Source organism: Capnocytophaga sp. H2931 (assembly GCF_002302535.1).
GTDB lineage: Bacteria > Bacteroidota > Bacteroidia > Flavobacteriales > Flavobacteriaceae > Capnocytophaga > Capnocytophaga canis.
In genome coordinates this window covers 134,978-157,877 of the sequence record NZ_CP022381.1, presented here as the reverse complement: position 1 = coordinate 157,877, position 22,900 = coordinate 134,978, and the positions used below count along the sequence as shown (strand labels likewise).

The window sequence follows — 22,900 nt, the reverse complement described above, 5'->3', positions numbered from 1 at the left end:
TGTAATACCACCTACAATTTGTTTTTACATGTACAGACTTTAGTACCAATAACACGAGAGAAAAGAGGTAGCACAGTAAATTGTACCCATCCCAATGAATTTAAGTGCAAAAAAAGATTTGTTTACAAAAGTAAATTAATTTTCGAAAACCTCAAAGCTGTTATCGTCATAAAAAAAGATAATCTTCTTCAATTGTTTTTTATTGTTTACTTTTGTAACAGATGTATTTTCTACAACTTTGGAGATTGGTGAAATCTGTTGATAAGAAATTTCGCTTTCAGGTTCTTTTACTTTTGCTACGTTTTGAGGTGGGCTTTGTTTTCTTTTAGTAGTAGCAGATTGTTCGGGTTCATCACCAAAAAGATTTGTTTGCATAATAGACTTTTTTTCTTCAATTTTAGTTACAGAATTTTCTTTAGAAGGGAAATTACCTTTTCCTTGTGTTATCCAGTGGAAATTAACTTCAGGAAACTGCTCTATGAGCTTCATTATGAACTCTAAACTAGGTTTATTACGTTCAGACAATAAATGCGAAATACTTGATCGTTGTATGTCAAGTATATCAGCTAAAGAAGAAGCATTAAGGTCATAGTGTTCCATAACTTCTTGTAACCTTTTAACGAAATCAGGGGTGTTTATCATTGTAAAGTCTTTTTAAAATTAAAGATAGCACAAATGTAAACTATTTTTTTGAAACATACAAACATTAAAAGTAATGAACAAAGTTTATTGCAAGTACTCTAATTTACAATTGTAACGCAAAAACTGTAAATTATATTCATATACACAAATGTAAACACGAATTAGATTTATTTAGTAAGTACAATTTTGATAATTAATTTTCTCTCACAACTATCCTAAACTTTTTTCATAAAAATTGCCTGAGAATGCCTTATATTTGTAAAAATCTAACTCCCGTCCGAAAGTTTTTAATTTTGGGACGGGAGTATGTTTTTGTGTAAAATCTTTGCAAAATCCCAAAAAAAGGTGTACATTCGTCCGAAAAAATATAATGAAACAGATACATAAAAAAACTTTCGGAACATACGCAGGTAAAAACGTAACACTCATCACGTTAGAGAATAGTAAAGGTATGGAAGTCTCCATTATGAACTACGGAGGTATCATCACTTCTATAAAATATCCTGTGAATGGAAAAAAAATAGAAACAGTCTTAGGATTTGATACTTTTGAAGAATACTTAAGTGAGGCTTATCGCAAGGAATATCCTTATTTCGGGGCTATTATTGGACGAAATGCAGGGCGTATTAAAGGAGGAAAAACAACGCTTAATGGTAAAGAACTTCAGTTGACGGTGAACCATGGAGCAGCTCAATTGCACGGTGGTTTTCAAGGATTCGATAGTAAAGTTTGGGAAATTGTTGAAGTTGGTGATAGCCAGAATTTATTCGTAGTCTTAAAATACACTTCACCAGATGGAGAAGAAGGCTTTCCAGGCGAAGTCGTAGTAACCGTTACTTATTCACTCAACGATGATAATGAACTTCGTGTGGATTATCATGGAAAAACGGATAAACCAACTATTTTAAACCTGACACAGCATACGTATTTTAACTTTAATAGTGATTCAAAAAATATATTGAACCATCTTTTACAGGTCAATGGAAATCGCTACTCGCCATTGAATCCCGACTATTCTCCAACTGGTGAATTGCTTCTTGTAGAAAATACACATTTAGATTATAGAAAACCAGTAACTGTACATCCAGATATAGACAATGCTTTTCCTCGTCAAGTATCTGAAAATGAAGTTGTAGGTTCGTTGATATGTGAAGAAAGTAACATCCGAATGGACGTAAGAACCAATCAGCCTGTACTGCATATTTATGGAGGATACTACGTGCCAGAGCTACATCCAGAAGGCAGAAAATCAACAGGACAAAACGCAGGAATATGCTTTGAATGTCAAGGATTTGCTGATGCTCTGAACTATCCGCAGTTTCCGTCAACGCAATTGAATCCTGAGGATGAATATTCCTATTTTGCAACATTCCACTTTTTTGAAAATAAATAGGTCAAAATGCTACCTATATTTTACATATTTTTAAAATGAATTTACAACAACGAGACGAACGCCATCTATGGCATCCTTACACTCAACATAAAACAGCCATGTATCCCATCGGTATTGTTAAAGGAAAAGATGCCTTACTTTGGGATGAAAACGGTAAACAATATATAGATGCTATCGCCAGTTGGTGGGTAAATGTATTCGGACATGCTAATCCTCATTTAGCCGAGGCAGCTTTCAAACAACTCTCGCAACTGGAACATGTGCTCTTTGGTGGATTTACTCACGAACCAGCTGTAAAACTCGCCGAAAAACTAATTGAATTATTGCCTGAAAATCAACAAAAAATATTCTTTTCTGATAATGGTTCAACGGCAGTAGAAGTAGCTATAAAGATGGCTATTCAATATTTTTTTAACAAAGGACAAAAAAAGCATGTTATTGTAGCCTTTGAAAACGCATTTCATGGTGACACCTTCGGAGCAATGGCAGCTTCAGGGATTTCTTTTTTTACCGAATCTTTTAAAAATCAGTTACTTGAAGTGGTTCGTATTCCAATTCCTGAAAAAGGAAAAGAACAGGATTCGGAGAGAAAATTAGCTGAAGTCATAAAGAAATACAATCCTGCGGCTTTCATTTTTGAACCTTTAGTACAGGGAGCTGCGGGTATGCGAATGTATGCACCTGAAGCATTGGATAGATTAATTCAAATAGCTAAAAATGAAAAAGTTATCACAATAGCTGATGAAGTAATGACAGGATTTGGCAGAACAGGAAAAATATTTGCCTGTGATTATTTGAATGAAAAGCCAGATATCATTTGTTTGTCCAAAGCCTTAACAGGAGGTACGATTCCACTTGCAGTAACTTCAACTACTCAAGCTATTTTTGATGCTTTTTGTAGTGATGATGTTAATAAAGCATTTTTTCACGGGCATACCTATATGGCAAATCCTACAGGTTGTGCTATTGCTTTGGAAACCATTCGAATTTTGCAAACTAATGATTGTAGCCAAAACATACAGCGAATATCAGATTTGCATAAACAGTTTATAAATAAAATGAAAAGCAGCTCAAAGACAAGCGGTTGGCGTAGTTTGGGAGTAATTTTAGCTTTTGAAGTGAACACTAATGCAGGAAATGAATACTATGGCAGTATACGCAATCAGCTATATGATTTTTTTATTTCTAAAGGAATTATCTTGCGTCCTGTTGGAAATACAGTATATGTATTTCCTTCCTATGTTATTACAAATCAGCAGTTAATGCAGGTCTACGATGCTATTGAAGAAGCCATTGAAAAATTTGGAATTGAATAAATAGGGAAATACATATTTAGCACTGTTTGAAACTATCAGTTTCGGTGGTTATTTTTCAATTTTCATTAATTTGTAATCACTCCCGTCCGAAAGTTTTTAATTTTCGGATAGATATTTTGCTATAATACTCTGATATCGTGTATTTTATCTTCGGTAATATTGACCATTTCAGGCGGTCCAAATAGGTCGTTCTAAATGGGAAAATTTTGAGTTCGCCTAATGCTATATCCTTTATTTATCAATAAACCTTTGGTAAAGCCAAATATTCTTGTAAATTTGTGGCATATTATTTTTACGTAGAATATAAATTTCAATATATAACGACATGTATTTCAAGAAAATATTAATCGCTATTTCAATTATTGGTTTAATTATTTTAGGTTTCTTTTCCTACTCAATTTACAATCTTATTTTAGCTCCTAACACCAATTTTGAGGAGCGTGAAATTGAAATATTCATTCCAACAGGAGCTTATTTTAGCGATGTTACGCATGTGCTAAATCCATATTTATCTGATATAGAATCATTTATACAGGTAGCCAAGCAAAAAAAATATGTTGATAACATCAAGGCGGGTCGTTATATCATCAAAAAAGGAAGTAGTAATAATGACATAATCAATGTATTACGCAGTAAAAATAGACCTATAAAATTGACTTTCAACAACCAAGAGACGTTAGAAAATTTAGCAGGACGGGTTGCACAGCAAATTGAAGCGGATAGTATTTCGCTGTTGAATGCTTTCTTAGATCCCCAATTTTTGACTGAAAATGAATTTACATCGAAAGATGTGTTAGGAATGTACTTACCCAACACGTATGAATTTTTTTGGAATACTTCAGCTACGCAGTTTAGAGATCGTATGCTCAAGGAGTACCGTCGTTTTTGGAATTCAGACAGAATAGAAAAAGCTAAAAATCAAAATCTTACGCCAAAGCAAGTGAGTGTTTTAGCTTCGATTGTGCAAAAAGAAACAGCGCAAGTATCGGAACAGAGTAGGGTAGCGGGGGTTTATATCAACCGTTTAAGAAATAATATGCTCCTTCAAGCCGATCCTACGGTTATTTATGCCATCAAGGAACACACTGGTAAGCATGATACTATCATAAAAAGGGTGTTAAATCGTGATTTGACAATCGACTCTCCGTATAACACCTATAAGCACGCAGGACTGCCACCAGCTCCTATTGCCATGTCGGATATTTCAGCAATTGAAGCTGTATTAAGCCCTGAAAATCATGATTTTTTCTATTTCGTAGCAGATGTCGAAAAACCTGGGTTTCACAAGTTTGCGTCTACCTACTCGCAGCATCTGATTAACAGTCGAGCTTATCACGAGTGGATTAATGCACAAGGAATTAGAAGATAAACGGATGAAGCATACCTCAAATTCTTTGCTTATATCATAAAATTATATTACCTTTGAGGTCGCTATATTTTCAGAATTATGACACGAAAAAATAAAATACAAACAACAATTCATTTATCGAAAGAAGATATTTTAACAGACTATAGAACAGCAGTAATTAGCCGTGAATGTAGTCTTCTGGGTAGGAGAGAAGTCCTTACCGGAAAGGCCAAATTTGGTATTTTCGGAGACGGAAAAGAAGTACCTCAATTGGCAATGGCTAGAGCGTTCCAAGATGGTGATTTCAGAAGTGGGTACTACCGTGATCAAACTTTTATGATGGCCATTGGAGCATTTACTATTGAAAACTTCTTTGCAGGACTCTATGCTAATCCTGATATCGAAGCAGATCCAACCAGTGCAGGACGGCAAATGGGAGGGCATTTTGCCACTCACAGTTTGGACGAGAACGGCAATTGGAAAAATTTATTACAACAGAAAAATAGTAGTAGCGACATTTCTCCCACTGCTGGACAAATGCCACGTTTACTTGGATTAGCTCAGGCTTCAAAAATATTCAGGGAAGTACCCCAAACAGAAAAAGAAAAATTTTCAAACAACGGAAATGAAGTAGCTTGGGGAACTATCGGAAATGCCAGTACCAGTGAAGGTCATTTTTTTGAGACCCTCAACGCTGCAGGGGTGTTGCAAGTACCTATGGTAATTTCGGTTTGGGATGACAACTATGGAATTTCGGTACCTGCTAAATATCAAACTACTAAAGAGAATATTTCCGAAATATTGAAAGGATTCCAGCGTGATGAGAATAACAATGGTTATGAAATTTTCGTTGTGAACGGATGGGATTATCCTGCTTTGTTGGAAGTTTTTGAAAAAGCTGGAAAAATTGCTCGTGAAGAACATGTCCCTGTACTGATTCACGTTCGAGAACTCACACAACCTCAAGGACATTCAACCTCTGGATCGCACGAACGTTACAAAAGTACTGAGCGACTGGAGTGGGAACGTGAATTTGACTGTAATCTGAAAATGCGTCAGTGGATTGTTGAGAGTGGCATTGCTACCGAAGAAGAAGTAGCATCCATTGATGCTGAGGCTAAGAAAATGGTTCGGGATGGGAAAAAACGAGCTTGGGAAGCTTATCAAAATCCTATTTTCAGGGAAAGAAACAATTTAATTGAAATTATAGAATTATCTGTAAATGAATCATTTAAAAATTATGATGCTGTTCAAAGCATAAAAAACCATTTAGCCTCTATTTCTACCATTTCACGCCGAGATGTAGCAAGTGCCGCACGTAGAGTATTGCGATATGTTGCCACTGAAACGACAACTAACGCAGAAACCTTACGTAGTTGGATCAATGATTATTTTGCTGAAAATCAACCGAAATATAGCAGTCATTTGTATATTGAAAATGAAAAAAATCCAACATTGGTCACAGAGGTAAAACCTATCTACAAAGAAAATGCTGAACTGGTTGATGCTAGGGTAGTGCTACGCGAAAATTTTGACGGATTATTTGCTAAATATCCGAATTTACTCATTTTTGGGGAAGATACAGGAAACATCGGTGATGTAAATCAAGGATTGGAAGGTTTGCAAAAGAAATATGGAGAGCTGAGAGTTGCTGATACTGGTATTCGTGAAGCTACCATTATTGGACAGGGTATTGGTTTGGCTATGAGAGGGTTACGCCCAATTGCCGAGATTCAATATCTAGACTATATTTTATATGGATTACAAACGATGAGCGATGATTTAGCTACGGTACATTATCGAACCTTAGGTCGGCAGATGGCTCCGCTGATTGTCAGAACTCGTGGACACCGTTTGGAAGGAATTTGGCATGCAGGTTCGCATATGGGAGCTCTGTTGCATTTATTGCGTGGCGTACATATTCTGGTACCTCGAAATATGACCAAAGCGGCAGGTTTTTATAATACCTTATTAGAGTGTAACCAACCTGCAGTAGTCATCGAATGCCTAAATGGATATCGACTTAAAGAGCAGTTACCGAGTAACTTAACAGAATTTAAAACTCCTGTAGGAGTAGTAGAAACGGTACGTGAAGGAAAAGACATTACGATAGTTTCCTATGGTTCAACATTACGAATCGTCTGTCAGGTTGCTGAAGAGTTGTCTGAATTTGGAATTGACGCGGAAGTTATTGATATTCAGTCTTTATTGCCGTTTGATTTGAATCATGATATTGTAAAAAGCATAGCTAAAACGAATCGTTTGCTAATTATTGATGAAGACGTTCCAGGCGGAGCTTCGGCATACATCATGCAAAAAATATTAGAAGAGCAAAATGCGTATCAGTATTTGGATTCCGCTCCTCAAACTCTTTGCTCAAAAGATCATCGACCTGCTTATGCTAGTGATGGAGATTATTTTTCAAAACCGAATGCGGAAGACATCTTCGAAAAAATTTATGAAATCATGAGAGAGTCAAATCCTGCAAAATTTCCAAAAATTCTTTAGTTCAGTAGGAAATTCAAAATAACGTTATTAAAATCTCCAAGGTTTATCATAAGGTAGAATTTAGGAGATTTTTCTTAATTTTAAAAATACTATTTTACATAATGTAAATTATAGTACAAAAATATGAAAAGAAAAAAATATTACAAAACAACGATAATCAGATAAAATTATATAAAATGAACTCGTCTTGACTTTTTATTTTGCTTAAATTACTATCTCAAAGAACCAAAAATATGAAAATCATTAAGTTAAATCTTCTTTTTATGGATTTTTAACGAAAGAATCATTACATTTACTTTTTAATGATTATTTTTTTCAAATAAATCGAGATACCTTCAATGTTTAAAAAGAAATGTCACTTAAATTCCATTAGTAAGTGCAATTTTTTGGGATCGTTTTTCTCTTTTTTCTTTGGGCTGGCTCAAAGAGCAAAATTCTTCCAAAAACCTCAATCAATTTCAATGATTTTTATACGGAACTGCCGAGGAATCAGGTCTAAAATTTGTCCGATTACTGGTTTATTTGTACCTTTGCTTCGTTTGGATGGTACTATAATTGATAAAATTCGGCATTTTTTTAATATACAGTATTCTCAAGTAACTTTTATTTAGAAAGTTTCGGACGGTTATGAAAGTATTTATAAAAGAAAACATATACAAATGACAATCAATTGCAAAGGAATTTTAGTTTCATTAGAACGTCCGAAAGTGATGGGAATTTTGAATGCTACACCCGATTCATTCTATGAAAACAGTCGGATTACAGAAACAGAGGTGTTGAAAAAAGCTACGCAAATGTTGGTAGATGGTGCTGATTTTTTGGATGTTGGTGGATATAGCTCACGTCCAAATGCGGATGAAGTTTTAGAAATTACTGAATCACAACGCGTTGTTCCAATCATTCGTAGTCTAGTCAAAGAGTTTCCAAATTTGCCAATTTCCGTGGACACATTTCGTAGTGAAATCGCACGACAATGTTTGCTTGAAGGTGCGGCAATGGTAAATGACATTTCAGCAGGACAGTTGGATGAAAAGATGTGGGATGTTGTGGCTGAATTCCAAGTTCCATACATTGCAATGCATTTGCGAGGTACTCCACAAACTATGAATCAATTTACTGATTATGAAAATATTGTCACTGAAATGATTCATTATTTTTCCAAAATAAAAGCTAAAGCACAGCTGTGGGGTATCAATGATTGCATCATTGATCCTGGTTTCGGTTTTTCAAAAACCTTAGATCAAAACTACGAAGTTTTACAAAAAATGGAATTATTCCAATCGTTGGACTCACCTATTCTGGTAGGATTTTCAAGAAAATCAATGCTATATAATCTTTTGGGAGTCGATTCTTCTAAGGCTCTGAATGCAACCACGGTAGTTAATACAATAGCTCTGATGAAAGGAGCTTCTATTTTGAGAGTTCACGATGTTAAGGAAGCGGTAGAATGTGTAAATATATTTAATAAAACATCTGAAAATGAATAGATTAATTATTTTAATACTTGCTCTTTTACTTTGGTCGTGTAACGAACGTAGCGTACAGTTACCCCAACTTTCACAGGCTCAACTTCCTACCGAGGTTACGGATTATTCACCCATCTATATCTTTTTTAATGAAAATTCTGGATTAGCCGACTTGAACAGAAAGAACATGATTTCAACAACCCATTGGGTATTTAACATTGATAAGCGATTACCTCTGTCTGAAGTAGGAAAAACAATGTTAACAATGCAGAAAAAACGGGCTACGATGAGTTTTCACAGTAATCCTGATGCAAAAAACTATTTCACTATAGCCGATATGCATGATCATAAGTATAAATTTTTAGAGTTTACTACTACCCAATTTGAGGTAATTACTGAAATACAAAATCAAGATAAAATATTAGAAATAAGTGATTTTAAAAACATAAAACACCTTATAGAAACACTAAAAGCTAATCCAAGTGAAACAATTTCCATGGATGGGAGTATATCGTTTCAAGATTTTGTTGTATTTTTACAGAAGATACAAGAAGTAGGTCTTTTTTTTAAGACAATAACCATTCTTGATATTGATAAAGTCAAATAAAGAAAGGTAAAAAAGGTTCTACTAAAAACCTAATCAGAAAGTAAAAAGGATATGAAATTATTTGAGATTTTAGATTTTTCAATAGCCGATGCTATTGATATTCTTTTAGTTGCGATGTTGCTTTACTATGTGTATCGGCTTATTCGTGGTACAGTGGCAATTAATATTTTTTTGGGAATTGTCATCATCTATTTAATTTGGAAAATAACGGAAGCCTTACAGATGCAATTGCTCAGTAGTATTTTAGGTCAATTCATTGGTGTGGGGGTTTTTGCTCTGATTGTTGTTTTTCAGCAAGAAATACGAAAATTCTTACTTACCATAGGTTCAACAAATATTACAGCACGAAACAAATTTCAAAAGTTTTTTGGCTTTTTGCGTCTGACAAAAAAAGAATCCGCATTGGATGTGAAAGGATTGATTGCCGTATGCCGAAAATTAGGGGCTAACAATACTGGAGCGTTAATTGTACTGGAACGGAACATGTCATTAGAATTCGTTCGAGAGACGGGCGATAAAATGAATATCGAATTTTCGCAACCCATAATTGAAAGTATCTTCTTTAAAAACAGTCCTTTACATGATGGTGCTATCATCATAAAGGGAAATTTTATAGTAGCAACCCGTGTCATTCTGCCTGTAGCAGGAGAAAATAAATTGCCTAAACATTTCGGATTACGACACCGAGCGGCTGTATCTATTTCGGAAAAAACGGATGCTTCAGCATTAATCGTTTCAGAAGAAACAGGACGTATTTCGTACGTAAAAGGAGGAGATTTTATCAAATATAAAAATGATGAAGAACTCTTCCTTTTGATTAATAAGGACTTAGGATAAAATCAAAATTTTCAGATTTGATACTTTGAATTTTTGATAACTAACCTCTGAGGATTGAATCTCTACTCCTGTTACTTTAAATATTTAAAATAATATACTGATTTACAACAACTTAGATTCATGTTTTTATTAATCCATAATTTAGGTTAGGAATTACTTGGATTTTGTTAATTAAGATTGCTCTATGAAAGAAGATTTTTTGCAGTACCTTTGGAAACATAAAATAGTTCCTCAAGTTTCTACGCTCACTTCTGGTCAAAATCTTGTTATACATTCTTTTGGAACACCAAACAGACTTTCAGGGGCTGATTTTTTTAATGCTCAATTACAAATTGATGAACAACTATGGGCAGGAAATGTGGAGTTACACGTAAAATCATCCTATTGGTATGCCCATCGACATGAGCAAGATCCTGCTTATCAAAACGTTATTCTACATGTGGTTTGGGAACATGATGTGGAAGTTTTTGATTGCAATCAACGTCCTATTCCTACTTTAGAACTTCGACACGTTATTGATCAAAATATCGTAAAACGATACGAAATCTTATTTTCTAAATCTCATACATTCATAAATTGTGATAAAAACTATAAAAAAGTACAAGAATATATCTCTTTTTCATGGAATGAGCGTCTTTTTGTTGAAAGATTAGAGCAAAAATCCTTTTTAATTGATAAATTATTGACAGAATCACATTCAGATTGGGAGAAGGTATTGTTCTTAATGCTTTTAAAAAGTTTTGGAGGGACTGTTAATGGAGAAAATTTCCTAAATATTGGGAAAACAATTGACTTTTCCATTATTCGGAAAGAGAAAAATAACCCGCTGTATGTAGAAGCTCTACTTTTTGGACAAGGTCAATTACTTTCAAAACCTACTGAAGGTACATATTTCCAAACACTATTGGCTAATTATGACTACCTAAAACGAAAATATAATCTGAAAAACAATAATTTGCATCTTGAATTTTCCAAACTCCGACCACAAGGTTTTCCAACCATTAGGCTTTCGCAATTGGGACAAGTATATGAAAAAAACGAAGGATTATTCTCAAAAATAATAGAAACTAAAGACATACAACAACTCAAAACTGTACTTACTGTCGAAACATCGCCTTTCTGGGAAACGCACTATACCTTTGGAAAAACGTCTAAAAAAGTAAAAAAGAAAATCAGCAATTCGTTGATTGAACTGATTTGGATAAACGTCATATTGCCTGTTAAATATATATACTTCAAATATTTAGGTAAAGACATTTCTGAAGAACTTATGGAAAGTCTACGGCAAATGAAACCTGAAAAAAATACGATTATTGACCATTTTGAAAATATAGGAGCATATCCAACTTCAGCATTTGATACTCAAATTTTATTACAACAATATAACCAATACTGCAAAGAGAAAAAATGCTTGAATTGTGCAGTAGGGATATCTTTATTAAAAGAAGAAAAATAGAGAATCTACTATTCTTCTGTTATAAAATTAATGATTGTCAATAAATATTTTACTAATATTTTTTATATCTTTGTGACTTTAAAACATAATAAATGAAACTAAAAGCAGGAGTTTTAGGAGCTGGACATTTAGGAAAAATACACCTACGATTGTTGAATCAATCTGAGAAATATGAATTAATGGGGTTTTATGACCCTGATAAAGAAAACGCTCAAAAGGTGAGTCAAGAGTTTGGTTATCACTGTTTTGATAGTATTGATTCGCTGATTGAATCTTGTGATATGGTCGATGTGGTTACCCCTACTTTGAATCATTTTGAATGTGCTGAGCGAATCATTACGAGGGGTAAGCACCTGTTTATAGAAAAACCAATAGCTAACACGGTTGAAGAAGCGGAACACATTATCGCTTTGGCAAAAAAACATAATGTTAAAGGTCAAGTCGGGCATGTAGAACGGTTCAATCCTGCTTTTTTAGCAGTGAAAAACAGCATTAACAATCCAATGTTTATTGAAGCTCATCGTTTAGCTGAATTTAACCCTCGTGGTACAGATGTTCCCGTTGTGTTGGATTTAATGATTCACGACATTGATGTAATTCTAAGCATTGTACAATCAAAAGTAAAACATATTTCTGCAAGTGGAGCTTTAGTTATCAGTCAATCACCAGACATAGCCAACGCTCGTATTGAATTTGAAAATGGTTGTGTTGCAAATCTTACGGCAAGTCGTATTTCAATGAAAAATATGCGAAAATCACGATTTTTCCAGAAAGACGCCTATATATCAGTTGATTTTTTAGAGAAAAAGGTCGAAGTAGTCAAAATGAAAGACGCTCCCGAAATAGCAGGTGATTTCGATATGATTTTGCAAAATGCAGAGGGTGAAAAGAAACAAATATATTTTGAAGTCCCTGAAATTAAGGGAAATAATGCTATTCTAAACGAATTGGAAGTATTTGCCGATGCTATAAATAATAATACTACACCTGTTGTAACCCTAGAACAAGGTACGGAGGCTTTGCGAATAGCCAAACAAATCATCGAAAAATTGTAGGTATGAATATTGCTGAGAATCTGAAAGGGCTACAACAATCAATCCCTGAATGGGTTACGCTAGTTGCGGTCTCTAAATTCAAACCAATTGAAGATTTGCAAATAGCCTACGATGCTGGGCAGCGTATTTTTGGGGAAAGTAAAATTCAAGAAATGACCCAAAAAGAGGCTCTTATGCCAAAAGATGTACAATGGCATTTTATCGGGCATGTACAACGCAACAAAGTAAAATATATGGCACCTTATGTGAGCTTGATTCATGGTGTTGATAGCTTAAAACTGCTTGAAGAAATTAACAAACAAGCACTTAAACACAATAGAATTATTGATTGTCTGTTACAAATTCACATAGCTCAGGAGGAAAGTAAGTTTGGATTTGATCCCCAGGAAATTTTTAACCTTTTGGAAAATCCTACATTTGATAAATTACAAAATATACGTATAAAAGGTATCATGGGAATGGCTACCTTTACAGAAGATAAAAAACAAATAGCTTCTGAATTTCAATCACTTAAATCTGTTTTTGACTTACTAAAAAACAAACAACATCCTCTTTTGAATGTTGAAATTTTATCCATGGGGATGAGTGATGACTATCCAATAGCCATTGAGTGTGGGAGCACCATGATTCGTGTGGGGAGCAAAATTTTTGGATCTCGATAGAAAACTTTTACTCAGAAAATACTACTTCAGAAGTTACAAAATAGATTGATATATAAAAAACTGTCTACAGAAAATTTTCACTTCTATAGACAGTTTTTATTATTTTGTATGATATTGGATTATAAGTTTTTAACCAATAATTCTTTAATTTCAGGAGATGATGGTCTCGGTGCGTCTGCAGATATTATTTTACCTTCTTTATCTAATAGAATGAATCTTGGGATAGACGAAACGGAATAATCTTGTATAAAATTTTGCCCCTCTGTTGTCATTTCAGCATACAATTGGATACCTTGTAATTTGTTTTCTTTCATATATCCCAACCATTTATCTTTATCTTGGTCAATAGAAATGCTCACAAAAGCAATATCTTTCCCATGAAATTCTTTCTCAAGAGCTTGTAATGCAGGAATTTCATTGAGACAAGGCTTACACCAAGTTGCCCAAATATCGATATAGACTAATTTCCCCTTCAAATCATCCAATGAAGTTTTTCCTCCTTTAAAATTTTCGTATTCAAATTTTGGAGAAATAACTCCTGCTTTTAAACTTTTCAATTTTTCCAATTCGGCATAAAGTTGCTCAGCATGTTTCAAATAATCTTCTTTGGTAACATTATCTTTTATAACCTTGTAAATGAATTCATTAGTTTCAGAACCATTTTGTGGATTCAGCGCAAAAACCAATTGTTCAGCAAATACACTTCTAATTTTAGCCGGTTTCACAGCTTGAATTTCTTCAGCCATAGCTTTCCAATCAGGCTCTTGGTTCATGTATTTCCCGAAGAAATTTTCCATAACCAATGATTTGTATGTTTCAAACAACTCAAAATCAGTTTCGTTGGTGTAATCTACTTTATCTAATTCGGCTTTAAACTCAGCAGGCATCTCAATTTGTCTTCCACTGAATTGAGACTTAACACGTGGGTACAATGCTTTCAATTGCAAGTCAAAATAATGGTTTGATTTCTCTTCCAACTTAACAAATTCTTTTGGAAGCCCTTTATAGTTTGCTAAAAATTCATCATTTTGTTTTTTGATATCAGCAACTGTCGTTTTGAATCCATCCAGCTCCTCACTCAAGATTGTTTCTAAATTTTGTCGAGTTTCATTTATTTTTTTGTTTTTCTCACGTAAAAAGACTTGTATGATGGTGTCTTTTCCTGAGAAAGTTACTTTTTCAGGACTGATATTAATCCCTAATTCGTCTCCTTTTTGCAAATACAAAGGAACCATAGCCGTTTGTTGAACCAACAAATTGTAGTAGTTCGTACTGATTGTTAAAGTATCGGCAAACGTTCCATCAGATTTTACATTCAACGTATGACGTTCTGTTCCACCGATAAGTTCTACTGGCATTCCCATATAGCCATCTATTTTTCCTGAGAGAATCACATGGTCAGCCTTCTTTCCACACGCTACAAATCCGAGAGTAGCGAATGATACAATAAATAATTTTTTCATTTTCTGTATGTTACAATTAATATTAAAAAATCGGTGCAAGATACAATATTTTTCCGATGTATCTTATTTCTTTCCTAAGAAATTTTACTCCGAATCCGTATTAGAAAAATAAGCATTAAGAAACTCATCACCATAGAAGAAATAAAAAGTTGATATACAACAACGGTTATTGCATTATGAGATTATAGCTTATTAATAGTTACCTTCCTCTAATCTCCCTAAAATTATTTCTTTTCCTGTTACAGATTCTGTAAAAATTAAATAACGATTACCTCCTTCTTTAATTTTGTATTTTTTCTTGATTTCTTCCACTGAAAGAGGATAATTTTTGGAGATAATATTATATTTAGCTCCTTTTTCGATATTTTTTGCAGAAATTACTTCTGATTTAAGCGTACGACCTGGAAAATTAGGTGTTTTTATATCAGATGTATATAGATGTGTATTTGGGTGTAGCTTTTCTAGTCCAAAATGAACAGCTATATGACTAAAAGCTCCCGATTTGAGCAAAGCATTATTCGGAATATAGATAAAATTCTTCACTTTTGAGAAAGCAACATTTTTTTTATACTTTTCATCGAAGAAAAATGTAAAAATGGGATCTTCACTACCTAAGTTTATACATCTACACTCTGTTTTTGCTTCTATCTTATACCTATTTTGTGTGATAAAAATTTCTTTAACTTCGTTTTTTACTGCAATAATATCTATTCGCTCCACGAAAGGAAGCGTTTGTATCAAATAGGTCAAGTCAATCAACGGGGAGAGCTTTACTAATATTTTATCGGAAATATTCCACAACTGTGGTTGCAACTCCAAAAGATTGGGAGAAAGATCTTCCAGCAAAAATTTCTTCTTGTTATGAATATCTCGACGAGCGGGATCAATATAAATAACATCATATTTTTGTTGGTTTTCAGCCAGAAAATCAGTTGCATTTTGCAGATGAAAATTTGCATTCCTACCTAATATTTGCCAATTGTGTTTAACCAAGGACAGAAGTTCTGGATTTTGTTCTACCAAATGCACTTCTTCAAATCTTTTTGATAGGAAAAAGGCATCAATTCCCAGCCCACAGGTGAGGTCTAAAAATCGTTTTCCTCTAAGATTCAAGGATTTAAATTCAGCTGTTTGTTGCGATGAAGCTTGTTCCAAATTCAGCTGTGGGGGAAAAATAATATTCTCATGGAGCAAAAAAGTAAATTTTCGCGAAGCCACGTTTCGTCCCACTATTTGCTGAGCTAACTCTTTATTGGTAACAGATTCAAAGATAGGCTTTTTGAGTAGTAGTTCTGAGATATTTATATCCTGATTAGTAAGAATAAAATTTTGAACTTTAGGATCTAAAATATTCATATATAACAAATTATACACAAACTTTATCCGATTTAGGAATGTTCTATTTTTAGGTTAATAATACTGTCAAATACTATTGTTTCTAATCAGAGTTCCTGCATTTTAGTAGCTAATGTTTCAATAAATTTTGAAATCGGATTTTTGACCATCATTGCCATCATTGGATTAAAACTTCCTTCAAATAGTAATTGAACTTCACTTTGATTTTCAGCTATTTGAACAATGTTAGTAATCAGCGTAAAAGGTATTTTATCTCCCACAGCTCCCATAACAATTTGTGTATAAGGTGTTTTGCTTTTTTTCTGCAAGGCAATTTCAGGCATTCCTTTCAAAGCAAAAACAAATGAATTTTCATCAATAACTTCAAATTTACTGATAGATTCAGGCATTAATTTTTTAAAGTTACGAAGATCTTCCAACATCGTAAACAGTTCTTGAGGGTTTTTGGAAACCACTACTTTTGGGCTTTCTAAATTCATCTTATGACTTTTATAAATAGATATATATAAAGCAAGATTTACAATAAAATTACTTTCATTGTAAATCTTATTATTACATTGAAAAACAATGTTTTACAAAAAAAGTTTCTTAAGTAATATCTTACCTAAGTTGTTCATAATCCCAGAAAAACTTGCTCTATTTTTCTCTGTAAGATTTTACCGCCTCCACAAAAGCTTTTGCGTTTTCAACAGGAATGTTTGGCAGAATTCCGTGTCCTAAATTGACGATGTAGTTGTCTTTCCCAAAATCGTCAATCATTTGATGTACCATTCTTTTGATTTCCGAAGGCGGAGAGAGTAATCGTGAAGGGTCAAAATTTCCTTGTAACGTAATTTTTCCTCCCGTAAGTTCTCGAGCTATTTTCGGAGTACACGTCCAATCCACACCAAGTGCGGAAGCTTTGGATTTTGCCATTTCATCAAGGGCAAACCAACATCCTTTTCCAAAAACAATCACTTTGGTAAGTGGTGCTAACGCTTCCACAATCTGATTGATATATTTCCACGAAAACTCTTGATAATCAACGGGAGAAAGCACGCCTCCCCAACTATCGAAAATTTGTACTGCATCAACTCCTGCTTTCACTTTTTCTTTCAGATACAAAATGGTCGTATCCGTAATTTTTTGCAACAATTTGTGTGCCGTTTGCGAATCTGTAAAACATAACTCCTTGGCAATGTTGAAGTCACGCGAACCTTTCCCTTCTACGGCATAACAGAAAATCGTCCAAGGAGACCCTGCAAACCCAATAAGGGGCACACGATTGTCAAGCATTTGTTTGGTAAGTTTGATACCCTCCATCACGTATCCTAAAGTTTCGTGAATATCAGGAACTATCACATTTTCAACATCTTTAGCAGAACGAATCGGATTAGGAAGCCAAGGACCTACTCCTGATTTCATTTCCACTTCAATATTCATCGCCTGTGGAACAACCAAAATGTCTGAAAACAAAATAGCTGCATCAGTACCTACAATATCAATAGGTTGTACTGTGATTTCGGCAGCTAATTCAGGAACTCGGCAACGCGTAAAGAAATCATATTTATCGCGTAAAGCCCTAAATTCTGGCAAATATCTACCCGCTTGACGCATCATCCAAACCGGCGGACGCTCCACAGTTTCGCCATTCAAGGCTCTTAAAAATAAATCGTTTTGTAACATTTGTTAGTGCTTAGTGATTAGTAATCAGTGGTTAGTACAATTACTAAATAACTAACCACTAATCACTAACTGCTATGAATTAAATTCCGTTAATAATTGCGATAAAATCATCGGCTTTGAGTGATGCTCCTCCAATAAGTCCGCCATCAACATCTGCTTTTGCAAAAATTTCTTTGGCATTATCAGGTTTTACACTACCTCCGTAAAGAATTGAAACGCTGTCGGCTACTCCTTTTCCGTATTTATCAGCAAGTGTCTTACGAATAAATGCGTGCATTTCCTGAGCTTGTTCAGGTGAAGCGGTTTCGCCCGTTCCGATTGCCCAAACAGGTTCGTAGGCTAAAACGATATTTTTCCACGCATCAGCAGACAAGTGGAACAATCCGTTTTTAATCTGATTTTCAACTACTTTAAAATGATTATTTGCTTTTCTGTCCGCCAATTCTTCTCCGATACAAAATACCATTCGGATATTATGTTTCAAGGCTGTGTCTGCCTTTTTAGCCAAAGACTCGTCAGTTTCGTTAAAATAGGCACGACGCTCCGAATGTCCTAAAATTACCATTTTTACGCCTATGCTTTTTAACATTTCAGCTGAAATTTCACCTGTGTAAGCTCCGTTTTCAGCAAAATGCATATTTTGAGCAATTACTTCAACTGCAGTTCCTTTTGCGGCTTCAGTTGCAGGAATTAGATTCACAAAAGTAGGAGCCACCATCACTTCTGCTTCTGTTTTAGGTAATTTTTTTAATAAATCAGCTATCAACTCTGTTGATTTTTTCAGGTCATTGTTCATTTTCCAATTTCCTGCTACAATTTTTTTTCTCATATCTTGTATTTTTACGATAAATAACTAATGCAAAACTAGCCACAAAAATACAATTTTTTATGAAATACATCAAGACATCCCGAAATTTATTTTGAAGCGGGAATGAATTGATATATTTGAAGAAAAATAAAAAAAAAGCTACCCTTTTTGGATAGCTTTATCTTATAGACGATTTTAGGTATTTAATCTTTCATACGTTCAACATACGTACCTTTTTCGGTCTCTACCTTAATGCGGTCACCCTCATTAATAAAAAGAGGTACGTTTACGATAGCTCCTGTTTCAACTGTAGCTGGTTTTGTCGCGTTTGTTGCTGTATTTCCCTTTACACCCGGTTCTACATGAGTCACTGTAAGAATTACGTTTGCAGGCATTTCTACTGACAATGGAGATTCATCCTCAGCATTAAAAATAATCATTACAATTTCACCTTCTTTCAACAAATCAGGGCTTTCTAACATGTCTTTTCGAATATGTACTTGGTTGTAATCTTCGGTGTTCATAAACACAAAATTATCTCCCTCCTCATACAGATATTGGAATGAACGTGTCTCAACACGTACATCTTCAATTTTGTGTCCTGCTGAAAAGGTGTTATCCAAAATTTTTCCCGTAGTAACGCTTTTCAATTTCGTACGAACAAAAGCTGGTCCTTTTCCAGGTTTAACATGTAAAAACTCAATGATTTTGTAAATGTCATGATTGAAACGAATGCACAATCCTTTTTTGATGTCTGCTGTTGTTGCCATTTATTTTAGTTCTTGTTTCTATAAATTTTTAATATTTTTTAAAGTGTTGATACTCCCATGTATCCTTTCATAATCCCTCGTGATGAATTTCGGATAAAATCTAAAATTTCATCTCGTTCAGGAGTAGCCTCCATTTCAGCTTCCACGATGGATAAGGCTTGTCCGATGTTGTATTTTTTTTGGAAGATAATTCGGTAAATATTTTGGATTTCACGTATTTTTTCAGCGGTAAATCCTCGTCTGTGTAGCCCTACTGAATTAATACCAACATAGGACAACGGCTCACGAGCTGCCTTCACGTATGGAGGTACATCCTTTCGAACTAACGACCCTCCTGTTACAAAAGCATGATTACCGATGTTTGCAAATTGTTGAACAGCTACCATACCTGCCAAAACCACAAAATCGCCAACAGTAGTGTGTCCGGCCAATGTTGTGTTATTTGAAAAAATGCAATGATTTCCTACAAAACAGTCATGAGCAATATGGCTGTATGCCATAATCCAACAATTTTCACCTACCACTGTTTTCATTTTATCAGAAGTTCCTCGATTGATAGTCACACATTCGCGGATGGTAGTCCCATCACCGATGATGGCTACAGTTTCTTCATTCTGAAATTTTTTATCTTGTGGGATGGCCGAAATTACAGCACCAGGAAAGATCGAACAGTTTTTTCCGATACGAGCTCCTTCCATAATGGTTACATTTGAACCTATCCAAGTACCTTCACCAATTTCTACGTTATTATGAATAGTCGTAAAAGGTTCTATAACAACATTTTGAGCTATTTTTGCCCCTGGATGTACGTATGCTAAGGGTTGATTCATCGCTTTGAGATTAAGATTCTTTAACTTTAACAATTTGAGCCATCAGCTCTGCTTCGGTCGCTAATTTTCCATTTACATAAGCATATCCTTGCATATGACAAATACCTCTTCGGATTGGGGTAAGCAATTCCAACTTGAAAATTAAGGTATCTCCTGGCATTACTTGTATTTTGAACTTCACATTGTCAATTTTCATAAAATAAGTTAAGTAATTTTCAGGATCTGGCACAGTACTCAGAATTAAGACCCCTCCAGCTTGAGCCATTGCCTCAATTTGCAATACTCCTGGCATGACAGGAGCTCCAGGGAAATGCCCTACAAAAAAAGGTTCATTCATTGTTACATTTTTCAAACCAACTACGTGCTTATCTGAAAGTTCATAAATTTTATCGACCAATAAAAACGGAGGACGATGTGGTAATAATTTTGATATATCATTGATATTCAGTAAAGGAGGTTGGTTGATATCAATTGTAGGAACATTGTTTCTACGTTCATTTTTGATAATTTTGGACATTTTCTTTGCAAACTGTGTGTTCGTAAAGTGTCCTGGCTTAGTAGCTATAACTTTTCCTCGGATGCGTGTCCCAACTAAAGCTAAATCACCAATAACATCTAATAGTTTGTGACGTGCTGCTTCATTGGAATAGTGCAAGGTTAAATTGTTCAAGATTCCATTTGGAGTCACAGAAATGTCCTCTCTATTAAAAACCTTTTTCAACTTTTCGATGGTCTCTTCTGAAATCTCTTTGTCTACATACACAATGGCATTGTTCAAATCACCACCTTTGATAAGCCCGTGATCAATAAGCATCTCCAATTCGTGCAAGAAACTGAAAGTACGTGCATTAGCGATAGTATCTTTAAATTCAGACAATCGATACAAATAAGCGTTCTGGGTTCCCAAAATTTTTGTACCGAAATCAACCATGGTTGTAACCTGATATTCATCGGCAGGAATTAAGGTTATTTCACTTCCTGTTTCTTCATTTACGTATGAAATAACTTCTTTGACAACATATTCCTGGCGAGGAGCATCTTGAGCTTCAATACCCGCTTTTTCAATGGCTTCCACAAAAAGACGAGACGAACCGTCCATAATAGGGGGTTCAGAAGCGTTTAGCTCAATGATAACATTATCCAAATCCATCCCTACTAAGGCTGCTAAAACGTGTTCACAGGTTTGAATGCGTACACCTTTTTTCTCTAAAACAGTACCTCTTTCGGTATTGGTTACGTAATTTACATCGGCCTCAATGACAGGATTTCCTTCCAAATCAACACGAACAAACGTAAATCCATTATCAATAGGAGCAGGTTTTAACGTCATTTTTACGTTTTGCCCTGTATGCAATCCAACTCCTTCTAAAAAAACTTCCTTAGATAAAGTATTTTGGTTTACCATACTTTCTTTATGTCTTATTTAATTTTACTTTCTAGTTGTTCTATTTTTTTTAAAATATCGGGGAGTTTTCGGAAAACCACGTACGCTTTATTGTACTCCGCATAGCTCAACGCGGGGGTTCCTTGCAAGGTTTCCTCATCCTTAACATTACGACCAATTCCTGTTTGAGCTTGAATTTTTACGTGATTTCCTATAGTCAAATGCCCAGCAATGCCCACTTGTCCGCCAATCATGCAACTCTCCCCTATCTTGGTTGACCCTGCTATCCCTGTTTGCGCGGCTATGACTGTGTTCTTTCCAATCTCAACATTATGAGCGATTTGCACTAAATTATCTATTTTTACTCCTTTTCCAATAACAGTAGATCCTAAAGTAGCTCTATCAACTGTTGCTCCTGCACCAATATCAACATAGTCTTTAATGATAACATTACCTATCTGTGGTACTTTGTTGTAGAATCCTTCTTGAACAGGGGCAAATCCGAATCCATCAGCACCCAAAACCACTCCGGCGTGTAGAGTGCAATGCTTTCCAATAACTGTTTCTGAGTAGATTTTACAACCAGCAAAAATAGTGGTATTATCATCAATAGTTACATTATCACCAATATAGGTGTTAGGATATATTTTTACATTGTTTCCAATTTGTACATTTTCCCCAATATAAACAAACGCACCTACATAAACATTTTCTCCCAAAGTTGCTGATGATGAAATGAATGAAGGATTTTCAATGCCCACTTTGTTAAGTTTAATTTGGTTGTAATATTCCAATAATTTTGAAAAAGCGGAATAGGCATCTTCTACTTTCACCAGCGTCACTTCAAGCGGACTATCTGGGTAAAACGATTTATTAACTATAGCAATAGATGCTTTGGTAGTATATATGTGGTGTTTGTATTTTGGATTTGCCAAAAAAGTGATACTCCCCTCCTCGCCTTCTTCAATTTTTGCAAGTTTATAAACTTCAACATTCGGATTTCCTTCAACCTCCCCGTTCAGTATATTGGCTATTTGTAAAGCTGTAAATTTCACCTTGATTTATATAATTAATTGACTATTAATTTTATACAAAGAAAAAGAACCGAAGAATTAGGATTCTTCCTCTTTAAAACACACGGTTTTCGCAACAAAAGTATAAAAATTATTTAAAAAAACAGCGTTTTAAAGAAACTTATTTACAAGTTTTCTTCCCGAGTGAAAATAAAACTAATAGGCTTTATAGTATGGTTCTAAAAAATTTTCTTCTTTGTTATGAGGCGTAGTCATGTATTCAAAATTACGACTTCTTTTGTTCTAAATGTATATTTTTTT

At 34.5% G+C, this 22,900-nt stretch carries 20 protein-coding genes; 10 read left to right on the top strand and 10 right to left on the bottom strand.

Annotation, left to right across the window (positions count from 1 at the left end):
* Positions 1-135: 135 nt before the first annotated feature.
* Positions 136-642: a helix-turn-helix transcriptional regulator gene (locus tag CGC52_RS00675; protein ID WP_095893149.1), complete on the bottom strand. Its 507-nt coding sequence runs from the start codon at positions 640-642 to the stop codon at positions 136-138.
* A gap of 367 nt (positions 643-1,009) precedes the next feature.
* Between CGC52_RS00675 and CGC52_RS00670 the strand changes: the two genes are divergently transcribed.
* From CGC52_RS00670 to CGC52_RS00625, 10 genes are all read left to right on the top strand, one after another.
* The gene (locus CGC52_RS00670) at positions 1,010-2,035 is read left to right on the top strand and encodes an aldose epimerase family protein (RefSeq protein WP_369800761.1); all 1,026 of its coding nucleotides are present in this window, start codon (positions 1,010-1,012) and stop codon (positions 2,033-2,035) included.
* A 35-nt stretch (positions 2,036-2,070) separates the two neighbouring features.
* Entirely contained in the window at positions 2,071-3,351 is a 1,281-nt protein-coding gene (gene bioA / locus CGC52_RS00665; protein ID WP_095893147.1) for an adenosylmethionine--8-amino-7-oxononanoate transaminase, read from the top strand.
* 325 nt (positions 3,352-3,676) lie between these two features.
* A complete protein-coding gene (gene mltG / locus CGC52_RS00660) occupies positions 3,677-4,720 on the top strand; it encodes an endolytic transglycosylase MltG (RefSeq protein ID WP_095893146.1) in 1,044 nt (347 codons plus the stop codon).
* A 78-nt stretch (positions 4,721-4,798) separates the two neighbouring features.
* On the top strand, positions 4,799-7,207 hold the full coding sequence (locus tag CGC52_RS00655) for a thiamine pyrophosphate-dependent enzyme (RefSeq protein WP_095893145.1): 2,409 nt from the start codon (positions 4,799-4,801) through the stop codon (positions 7,205-7,207).
* Between the two features lie 659 nt (positions 7,208-7,866).
* Positions 7,867-8,694, top strand: coding sequence for a dihydropteroate synthase (gene folP / locus CGC52_RS00650; protein WP_042347908.1), 828 nt, complete (start codon positions 7,867-7,869; stop codon positions 8,692-8,694).
* On the top strand, positions 8,687-9,280 hold the full coding sequence (locus CGC52_RS00645) for a hypothetical protein (RefSeq protein ID WP_095893144.1): 594 nt from the start codon (positions 8,687-8,689) through the stop codon (positions 9,278-9,280). Before folP ends, CGC52_RS00645 begins: the two co-directional genes overlap by 8 nt.
* A 51-nt stretch (positions 9,281-9,331) precedes the next feature.
* Positions 9,332-10,117 carry a diadenylate cyclase gene (locus CGC52_RS00640; protein ID WP_042006574.1) on the top strand — a complete coding sequence of 262 codons (786 nt, stop codon included), beginning with the start codon at positions 9,332-9,334 and terminating at the stop codon, positions 10,115-10,117.
* Between the two features lie 184 nt (positions 10,118-10,301).
* The gene (locus CGC52_RS00635) at positions 10,302-11,573 is read left to right on the top strand and encodes a DUF2851 family protein (RefSeq protein WP_095893143.1); all 1,272 of its coding nucleotides are present in this window, start codon (positions 10,302-10,304) and stop codon (positions 11,571-11,573) included.
* A 92-nt stretch (positions 11,574-11,665) separates the two neighbouring features.
* Positions 11,666-12,628, top strand: coding sequence for a Gfo/Idh/MocA family protein (locus CGC52_RS00630; protein WP_042006576.1), 963 nt, complete (start codon positions 11,666-11,668; stop codon positions 12,626-12,628).
* 2 nt (positions 12,629-12,630) lie between these two features.
* Positions 12,631-13,290, top strand: a complete 660-nt coding sequence (locus CGC52_RS00625) for a YggS family pyridoxal phosphate-dependent enzyme (protein ID WP_095893142.1) — start codon at positions 12,631-12,633, stop codon at positions 13,288-13,290.
* 119 nt (positions 13,291-13,409) lie between these two features.
* Here CGC52_RS00625 and CGC52_RS00620 read toward each other — a convergent pair whose 3' ends face one another.
* The 9 genes from CGC52_RS00620 to lpxD all read right to left on the bottom strand — a co-directional run bounded on the left by CGC52_RS00620 (position 13,410) and on the right by lpxD (position 22,621).
* Positions 13,410-14,753 (bottom strand): TlpA disulfide reductase family protein, encoded by a 1,344-nt coding sequence (locus CGC52_RS00620; protein WP_095893141.1) that lies wholly within the window; start codon positions 14,751-14,753, stop codon positions 13,410-13,412.
* Between the two features lie 192 nt (positions 14,754-14,945).
* Positions 14,946-16,109 carry a class I SAM-dependent methyltransferase gene (locus CGC52_RS00615; RefSeq protein ID WP_095893140.1) on the bottom strand — a complete coding sequence of 388 codons (1,164 nt, stop codon included), beginning with the start codon at positions 16,107-16,109 and terminating at the stop codon, positions 14,946-14,948.
* 86 nt (positions 16,110-16,195) lie between these two features.
* On the bottom strand, positions 16,196-16,588 hold the full coding sequence (locus tag CGC52_RS00610) for a hypothetical protein (protein WP_042006582.1): 393 nt from the start codon (positions 16,586-16,588) through the stop codon (positions 16,196-16,198).
* 157 nt (positions 16,589-16,745) lie between these two features.
* A complete protein-coding gene (gene hemE / locus CGC52_RS00605; protein ID WP_095893139.1) occupies positions 16,746-17,774 on the bottom strand; it encodes a uroporphyrinogen decarboxylase in 1,029 nt (342 codons plus the stop codon).
* Positions 17,775-17,853: 79 nt separating this feature from the next.
* Positions 17,854-18,603 (bottom strand): triose-phosphate isomerase, encoded by a 750-nt coding sequence (gene tpiA / locus CGC52_RS00600; RefSeq protein ID WP_095893138.1) that lies wholly within the window; start codon positions 18,601-18,603, stop codon positions 17,854-17,856.
* A gap of 182 nt (positions 18,604-18,785) precedes the next feature.
* Positions 18,786-19,352, bottom strand: coding sequence for an elongation factor P (gene efp / locus CGC52_RS00595; RefSeq protein ID WP_042006589.1), 567 nt, complete (start codon positions 19,350-19,352; stop codon positions 18,786-18,788).
* Positions 19,353-19,390: 38 nt separating this feature from the next.
* Positions 19,391-20,182 (bottom strand): acyl-ACP--UDP-N-acetylglucosamine O-acyltransferase, encoded by a 792-nt coding sequence (gene lpxA, locus CGC52_RS00590; RefSeq protein WP_042006642.1) that lies wholly within the window; start codon positions 20,180-20,182, stop codon positions 19,391-19,393.
* A gap of 10 nt (positions 20,183-20,192) precedes the next feature.
* On the bottom strand, positions 20,193-21,587 hold the full coding sequence (locus CGC52_RS00585; protein ID WP_042006591.1) for a bifunctional UDP-3-O-[3-hydroxymyristoyl] N-acetylglucosamine deacetylase/3-hydroxyacyl-ACP dehydratase: 1,395 nt from the start codon (positions 21,585-21,587) through the stop codon (positions 20,193-20,195).
* Positions 21,588-21,601: 14 nt separating this feature from the next.
* The gene (lpxD, locus tag CGC52_RS00580; protein ID WP_095893137.1) at positions 21,602-22,621 is read right to left on the bottom strand and encodes a UDP-3-O-(3-hydroxymyristoyl)glucosamine N-acyltransferase; all 1,020 of its coding nucleotides are present in this window, start codon (positions 22,619-22,621) and stop codon (positions 21,602-21,604) included.
* Positions 22,622-22,900: the final 279 nt, after the last annotated feature.

Excerpts from the sequence above, each read along its gene's own strand:
- lpxA (WP_042006642.1), bottom strand. The coding sequence starts at position 20,182 with ATGAATCAACCCTTAGCATACGTACATCCAGGGGCAAAAATAGCTCAA.
- CGC52_RS00610 (WP_042006582.1), bottom strand. The coding sequence starts at position 16,588 with ATGAATTTAGAAAGCCCAAAAGTAGTGGTTTCCAAAAACCCTCAAGAA.
- tpiA (WP_095893138.1), bottom strand. The coding sequence starts at position 18,603 with ATGAGAAAAAAAATTGTAGCAGGAAATTGGAAAATGAACAATGACCTG.
- CGC52_RS00675 (WP_095893149.1), bottom strand. The coding sequence starts at position 642 with ATGATAAACACCCCTGATTTCGTTAAAAGGTTACAAGAAGTTATGGAA.
- folP (WP_042347908.1), top strand. The coding sequence starts at position 7,867 with ATGACAATCAATTGCAAAGGAATTTTAGTTTCATTAGAACGTCCGAAA.
- CGC52_RS00640 (WP_042006574.1), top strand. The coding sequence starts at position 9,332 with ATGAAATTATTTGAGATTTTAGATTTTTCAATAGCCGATGCTATTGAT.
- mltG (WP_095893146.1), top strand. The coding sequence starts at position 3,677 with ATGTATTTCAAGAAAATATTAATCGCTATTTCAATTATTGGTTTAATT.
- CGC52_RS00655 (WP_095893145.1), top strand. The coding sequence starts at position 4,799 with ATGACACGAAAAAATAAAATACAAACAACAATTCATTTATCGAAAGAA.
- CGC52_RS00625 (WP_095893142.1), top strand. The coding sequence starts at position 12,631 with ATGAATATTGCTGAGAATCTGAAAGGGCTACAACAATCAATCCCTGAA.
- CGC52_RS00585 (WP_042006591.1), bottom strand. The coding sequence starts at position 21,587 with ATGGTAAACCAAAATACTTTATCTAAGGAAGTTTTTTTAGAAGGAGTT.
- bioA (WP_095893147.1), top strand. The coding sequence starts at position 2,071 with ATGAATTTACAACAACGAGACGAACGCCATCTATGGCATCCTTACACT.
- CGC52_RS00630 (WP_042006576.1), top strand. The coding sequence starts at position 11,666 with ATGAAACTAAAAGCAGGAGTTTTAGGAGCTGGACATTTAGGAAAAATA.
- CGC52_RS00635 (WP_095893143.1), top strand. The coding sequence starts at position 10,302 with ATGAAAGAAGATTTTTTGCAGTACCTTTGGAAACATAAAATAGTTCCT.
- CGC52_RS00620 (WP_095893141.1), bottom strand. The coding sequence starts at position 14,753 with ATGAAAAAATTATTTATTGTATCATTCGCTACTCTCGGATTTGTAGCG.
- hemE (WP_095893139.1), bottom strand. The coding sequence starts at position 17,774 with ATGTTACAAAACGATTTATTTTTAAGAGCCTTGAATGGCGAAACTGTG.
- CGC52_RS00615 (WP_095893140.1), bottom strand. The coding sequence starts at position 16,109 with ATGAATATTTTAGATCCTAAAGTTCAAAATTTTATTCTTACTAATCAG.
- CGC52_RS00645 (WP_095893144.1), top strand. The coding sequence starts at position 8,687 with ATGAATAGATTAATTATTTTAATACTTGCTCTTTTACTTTGGTCGTGT.
- efp (WP_042006589.1), bottom strand. The coding sequence starts at position 19,352 with ATGGCAACAACAGCAGACATCAAAAAAGGATTGTGCATTCGTTTCAAT.